5 protein-coding genes are annotated in these 6357 nt (G+C 75.8%); 3 read left to right on the top strand and 2 right to left on the bottom strand.

Features of this window, described 5'->3' with window-relative positions:
* The first annotated feature begins 63 nt into the window (after window positions 1-63).
* Genes uxaC through GTQ99_RS18230 form a run of 3 tightly spaced genes read left to right on the top strand, consistent with a single transcriptional unit; the run spans window position 64 to window position 3760 of the window.
* On the top strand, window positions 64-1494 hold the full coding sequence (gene uxaC / locus GTQ99_RS18240; RefSeq protein ID WP_166617146.1) for a glucuronate isomerase: 1431 nt from the start codon (window positions 64-66) through the stop codon (window positions 1492-1494).
* Window positions 1491-2666 carry a Gfo/Idh/MocA family oxidoreductase gene (locus GTQ99_RS18235; RefSeq protein WP_166617145.1) on the top strand — a complete coding sequence of 392 codons (1176 nt, stop codon included), beginning with the start codon at window positions 1491-1493 and terminating at the stop codon, window positions 2664-2666. The genes uxaC and GTQ99_RS18235 overlap by 4 nt, the downstream gene beginning before the upstream one ends.
* Window positions 2663-3760, top strand: coding sequence for a Gfo/Idh/MocA family protein (locus GTQ99_RS18230; protein ID WP_166617144.1), 1098 nt, complete (start codon window positions 2663-2665; stop codon window positions 3758-3760). The genes GTQ99_RS18235 and GTQ99_RS18230 overlap by 4 nt, the downstream gene beginning before the upstream one ends.
* Window positions 3761-3780: 20 nt before the next feature.
* Here the strand turns inward: GTQ99_RS18230 and GTQ99_RS18225 are convergent, their stop codons facing one another.
* Together GTQ99_RS18225 and GTQ99_RS18220 are read right to left on the bottom strand one after the other, a co-directional pair.
* Entirely contained in the window at window positions 3781-4887 is a 1107-nt protein-coding gene (locus GTQ99_RS18225) for a dienelactone hydrolase family protein (RefSeq protein ID WP_166617143.1), read from the bottom strand.
* A 2-nt stretch (window positions 4888-4889) separates the two neighbouring features.
* The gene (locus GTQ99_RS18220; protein ID WP_166617142.1) at window positions 4890-6356 is read right to left on the bottom strand and encodes a mannitol dehydrogenase family protein; all 1467 of its coding nucleotides are present in this window, start codon (window positions 6354-6356) and stop codon (window positions 4890-4892) included.
* Window position 6357: the final 1 nt, after the last annotated feature.

The raw sequence follows: 6357 nt of genomic DNA, 5'->3' as shown, positions 1-6357 counted from the left end.
GTCCCCGACCGACTCCCCGACCGACTCCCCGACCGACCACGCCCGCGAGCCACCGGAGACCCCGTGCGCCCCCTCACCCTCGACGACGACCGCCTGCTGCCCGCCGAGCCGGGGGTGCGCGCGCTGGCCCGGGAGATCTACGCGCAGGTGCGCCACCTGCCGATCATCAGCATGCACGGGCACGTCGAGGCGCAGGTGCTCGCCGACGACGAGCCGTTCGAGGACCCCGCCCGGATGCTCGTCGTCCCCGACCACTACGTGACGCGCATGCTCGTCTCCCAGGGCACCCGGCCCGAGGACCTGGGCGTGCCGCGCGCCGACGGCGGCCCCGTCGAGCAGGACGGGCGGGAGGTCTGGCGCCGCTTCTGCGCGGGCTGGCACCTGTTCCGCGGGACCCCCAGCAGGTACTGGCTGGAGCACGAGCTGCACGACGTCTTCGGCGTGCGCGTGCACCCCTCCCCCGAGACCGCCGACGAGATCTACGACCAGCTCGCCGAGCGCATCGCCAGCCCGGGGTTCAGGCCCCGGGCCCTCTTCGACGCCTTCGGCGTGGAGCTGCTGGCCACGACCGACGCCCCCGCCAGCCGGCTGGAGCACCACGCCGCCATCGCGGCCTCGGGCTGGTCGGGCACCGTCGTGCCGACCTTCCGCCCCGACGCCCTCGTCCACCTGGACCGCCCCGGCTGGAAGCAGGACGTGGAGGAGCTGGCGGAGGTCTCCGGCGAGGACGTCGGCAGCTACGACGGCTACCTCGCCGCGCTGCGCCGGCGCCGGGAGCACTTCGTGGCGATGGGGGCGCGGGCCACCGACCACGGCCACCTCAGCGCCGACACGGCACCGCTGGAGCGCGCCGACGCCGAGCGCGTCTACGCCGCCGCCCGCGCGGGGGCGGTGAGCGCAGCCGACGCGGCCGCGTTCGCGGCCCACATGCTCTTCGAGATGGCCCGCATGAGCCGCGACGACGGCCTGGTCATGCAGATCCACCCCGGGGTGCTGCGCAACCACGACCCGGCGGTCCACGAGCGCTTCGGCCCCGACAAGGGCTTCGACATCCCCGTCGCCGTCGACTTCGTGCACGGCCTGCGCCCGCTGCTGTCGGAGTTCGGCTCCGACCCGGGGTTCCGCTGCGTGCTGTTCACCATCGACGAGACGACGTTCTCGCGCGAGCTGGCCCCGCTGGCCGGCGCCTACCCCTCGGTGCGCCTCGGGGCGCCGTGGTGGTTCCTGGACTCGCCGCTGGCCATGCGCCGCTTCCGCGAGGCCGTCACCGAGACCGCCGGGTTCTACAACACCTCCGGCTTCGTCGACGACACCCGCGCCTTCGCCTCCATCCCCGCCCGCCACGACGTGTCGCGCCGCGTGGACAGCTCCTTCCTCGCCTCGCTGGTGGCCTCCGGCCAGCTCGCGCTGGAGGAGGCCGTGGAGACCGCCGTGGACCTCACCACGACCATCCCGCGCGCCGCGTACGCGCCCCGCACGGGAGCGGGCGCGTGATCCGGGTCGCCGTCGTCGGGACCGGGGGCATCTCCGAGTCGCACCTGCGCGCCTACCTGGACTTCCCGCAGCGCTGCACGATCGTCGCCCTCAGCGACGTCTTCCCCGAACGGGCGCAGGCCCGGCGCGCCGAGCTCGGCCTGGAGCAGGCGCAGGTGTTCTCCTCCCACGAGGACCTGCTCGCCGGCGTCGAGGTCGACCTCGTCAGCGTCTGCACGCCGCCCGCCACCCACGAGCGGATCAGCGTCGACTTCCTCACCGCGGGCGTCAACGTCCTGTGCGAGAAGCCGATGGCCCCCTCGCTGGCCGCCTGCGACGCCATCCTGCGCGCCGAGCGGCAGGGCGGCGCGATCTTCTCCTCGGTGGCGCAGAACCGCTTCCGCGACGACGTGGTCCGCCTCAAGAGCGCCCTGGACTCCGGCCTGGCGGGCCCCGTCAGCCACGTCCAGGTCGACTCCGCCTGGTGGCGCGGGCTGGGCTACTACGACATGTGGTGGCGCGGCACCTGGGAGCAGGAGGGCGGCGGCTGCACCCTCAACCACGCCGTCCACCACGTCGACCTGCTGCTGTGGCTGCTGGGCAGCCCGCGCTCGGTGAGCGCCGTGCTCACCAACGCCGCCCACGAGAACGCCGAGGTCGAGGACCTCTCCGTGGCGGTGCTGGCCTACGAGCGGGCGCTGGCCACCCTCACCAGCTCCGTGGTCTCCCACGGCGAGCACCAGCAGATCGTCGTGCAGGGCCGCCACGCGCGCATCGGCCTGGACGGGCAGGTGGTCGCCGAGCGCGCCCAGCCCAACGGCTTCCCCGCCCCGGAGGGCGACGGCGACCTCGTGCAGCAGCTGCGGGCGCTGGCCGCCGGGCACCGCCCGCTGGCCCACACCGGCCACCGCGGGCAGGTCGACGACGTCCTCACCGCCGTCGAGACCGGCCGCCGCCCCGCCGTGGACGGCCACGACGGGCGCCGCACCATCGAGCTCATCACCGCGATCTACCAGGCCGGCGTCGAGCGCCGCACCGTCGACCTCCCGCTGGGCGGCGACGACCCGTACACCCGGGCGGGCACGCTGGCCGAGCGCGCACCGCGCTTCTTCGCCAAGACCGCCTCCGTCAGCGACCTGGCCGGCTCCATCACCGTGCCGGGCTCGGACGCCGGGATCGAGGTCGGCCGGTGAGCGGCGGCACCGGCGACGGGGCCACCTACGCGCCCGCCCCGCGACCGGCGCCCGTCGTGGCACCGGGTGAGTTCGAGTTCGCCGCGATCGGCCTGGACCACGGCCACGTCCACGGCATGTGCGAGGGCCTGATCGGCGCCGGCGCCACCCTGACGTGGGTCTACGACCCCGACCCCGCCAAGGTGGATCGCTTCCGCGAGCGCTTCCCGCAGGCCCGCCCCGCCCGCAGCGAGCAGGAGGTCCTCGACGACCCGCAGGTGCAGCTGGTGGCCGCCGCCCCCGTCCCCGACCAGCGCTGCGCGCTGGGGGTGCGGGTGATGGAGGCCGGCAAGGACTACTTCAGCGACAAGGCCCCGCTGACCACCCTGGAGCAGCTGGCCACCGCCCGCGAGGCGGTGGCGCGCACCGGGCGCAAGTACGCCGTCTACTACTCCGAGCGCGTGCACGTGGAGACGGCCGTCTTCGCCGGCCAGCTCATCGAGCAGGGCGCGATCGGCAAGGTCCTGCAGGTGATCGGCCTGGGCCCGCACCGCCTCAACGCCCCCACCCGCCCCGCGTGGTTCTTCGAGCGGCAGCGCTACGGCGGCATCCTCATCGACATCGGCAGCCACAACGTCGACCAGGTCCTGCACTACACCGGCGCCGGCGGCGCCACCGTGGTCAACAGCCAGATCGCCAACTACGCCCACCCCGAGCACCCCGAGCTGGACGACTTCGGCGATGCGAACCTGGTCACCGACACCGGCGCCACCGGCTACTTCCGCTGCGACTGGTTCACCCCCGACGGCCTGCAGACCTGGGGCGACGGCCGCAGCTTCGTCCTGGGCACCGAGGGGTTCATCGAGCAGCGCAAGTACGCCAACATCGGCACCCAGGACGGGCCGGGGCACCTGTTCCTGGTCAACGGGCGGGGCGAGCGGCACTTCCACCTCGACGGCGAGGTGGGCTACCCGTTCTTCGGCCAGCTGGTGCTGGACTGCCTGGCGCGCACCGAGACGGCGATGAGCCAGCAGCACGCGTTCACGGCCGTCGAGCTCGCCATCCGCGCGCAGCTGCAGGCCACCGACCTCTCACCGCTCCCCCGCGGGCGCTGACGGGAGGAGCACCCGCCGCCTCAGCGCGCCAGGTGCTCCTCCAGGAACCCCCACGCCTGCTCCTGCATCGGGACGTCGAACCGGTGCCCGCCGGGGTGCTCGGCACCCCGGTAGGTCCCGGCGGCCGCGTGCCGGGCCAGCAGGCGCTCGTGCGCGGCGCGCATCCCGGCCGGCGGGAACAGCGGGTCCTGCAGCGCGTACTGCACGAGCAGCGGGCGCAGCGCGGTGAGGTCCGGCAGGTCGGCGAAGCGGGCCAGCCCCGGCGAGTGCAGCAACCACGAGTGGGTGTCCAGGTAGCGCCCCACCAGCGCCGCCGTCGTCGAGAGCATGCAGGCGACGACGTGCGCGCGCACGCGCTCGTCGAGCGCCGCCAGCAGCAGCGCCCGCCCGCCGCCGCCGGAGAACCCGAAGGCCCCCAGCCGGTGCGGATCGGTCCCGGGCAGCGCGGCGAGCACGTCGAGGGCCAGCAGGTCCTCGAACACGACGGCACCCGCGAACGTCGTGCCCAGGACGCCCGCCGCCTTGGCGAGGGTCTCCTCGTGCAGCTGGGCGTGCGCGTCGTAGCGCTGCGCGGACCCCACCACCAGGCCCTGCGCCGCCCAGCCGGCCTCCAGGGCCGCGAGCCAGGGGGCCCACTTCGGCGAGGGCCGCGTCAGCGGGAACCGGCGGCTGCCCCAGGAGAACGCGTCGTGGACCAGGACCGCGAAACCCCGCCGCGCCAGCGCGTTCGCCGCCGCCCGCCCGCCGTAGCCGGGGAAGCGCGGTGCACCGTCCTGCTGCGGGGGCGAGCCGTCGTCGACGAGCTTGGCGGCGCCGGTCCACTTGGCGCCGCCGTGGCAGTGCAGGCCCAGCACCCCGGGCAGCACCCCGGTGCTGCCCGCCGGGCGCAGCAGGGACGCCCGGGTGCGCGGCCCGAAGCCGACGTCCCACGACAGGGTGGTGACGTCGAGGTCGCCGACCCTGCGCGAACCCTCCTCGCGCACCCGCGGCGGTGGCGGCCTGCGCGGCAGCCCCAGCACCGCGGCCAGGTCGGGCGGGCCGCCGCGCGGCGGCAGCTCCCGGCGCAGGAAGGCGGGCCAGTCCTCGAACCCCTCCAGCGCGTCGACGGGTTCCGCGGGGGCGCCCACCCTCAGCTCGCGACGCTCTCGCGGACCGCGCCCGCCACCCCGTCCCGGGTCAGCGCCTCCAGCGCCTGCTCGACCAGCGCGCGGAAGCGGCCGTCGGCGGGCAGCTCCTCGCCGAACACCTCCGGCAGGCCCAGCAGCGCGTCGACGACCGCCGCGGGTGAACCGGCGCCCGCGGTGACCTCCGCCAGGCGCGCGGTCAGCGGGTCGTCCACCGGCAGCGGCGCACCCGCCTCGGAGCGCGCGGTCGAGACGTAGCGCATCCAGGCGGCCACCCCCAGGCAGGCGGCGCGGGGTTCGCGCCCGGCGGCCAGGGCGTCGGAGATCGTCGCCAGCAGGCGCTGCGGCAGCTTCTGGCTGCCGTCCATCGCGATCTGCAGGGTGCGGTGGCGCAGCGCGGGGTTGGCGAAGCGGTCCATCAGGTCGCGCTGGTAGCGCACCACGTCGAAACCGGCCGGCACCGCCAGCGTCGGCACGACGTCGTGCGCCATGAGGCGGGCGACCAGCGCGGCGATCCCGTCGTCGGCGACGGCGTCGGCCACGTGCTCGTGACCGGCCAGCACGCCCAGGTAGGCCAGCGTGGAGTGGCTGCCGTTGAGCAGCCGCAGCTTCATCGCCTCGTAGGGCGCGACGTCGTCGGTGAGGACGGCGCCGGCGCGCTCCCACGCCGGGCGCCCGGCGGCGAAGTCGTCCTCGACGACCCACTGGCGGAACGGCTCGGTGACCACGACGCCCTCGTCGCGCAGCCCGAGCAGGCGCTGCACCTGCTCGCGGTCGGCGGCCGTGGTGGCGGGCACGATGCGGTCGACCATCGAGGACGGGAAGCGCACCGACTCCTCGACCCAGCCGCGCAGGGCCTCCCCCGCCGGCAGGGCGGCGCAGAAGTCCGCGACGAGACCGCGCAGCACCGCGCCGTTGGCGGGCAGGTTGTCGCAGGAGAGCAGCGTCAGCGGGCCCGCGTCGGCGGCGCGGCGGGCGGCCAGCCCGGCCACGAGCCGGCCGACCACGGTGCGCGGCGCCCGGCCGGCGGGCCAGCCCTCGAGGTCGGCGGCCACGTCGGGGTCCGCGCGCCGCAACCGGCCGGTCGCGGGGTCGTGGCGGTAGCCCTTCTCCGTGACCGTCAGCGTGACCAGGCGCGTGGCGGGAGCGGCGAGCAGGTCGCGCAGGCGCCCGGCCTCCTCGCCGGCGAAGAGCAGCTCGCGCACGGCGCCGACCACGCGCGCCTCGCTGCCGGCGGCGTCGTGGGCGAGCACCGCGTACAGCCCGTCCTGCGGGCCGAGCTGCTCGACGACGGCGCGGCTGCGCTGGGTCACGCCGCAGATCCCCCAGTCGCCGCCGGCGGCGGCGACCGCGTCCTCGGTGTAGACGGCCTGGTGGGCGCGGTGGAAGGCGCCGATGCCCAGGTGGACGATGCCGACCCCCAGCGCGGCGGGGTCGACGCGCGGGCGCTGCGGGGCGGGGACGGCGCCCAGG

The sequence above is a fragment of the Kineococcus vitellinus genome (assembly GCF_009906315.1).
Classification (GTDB): Bacteria; Actinomycetota; Actinomycetes; order Actinomycetales; family Kineococcaceae; genus Kineococcus; species Kineococcus vitellinus.
Note: the sequence above shows the minus strand (reverse complement) of the source record. Positions and strands in the feature narration are given on the sequence as shown.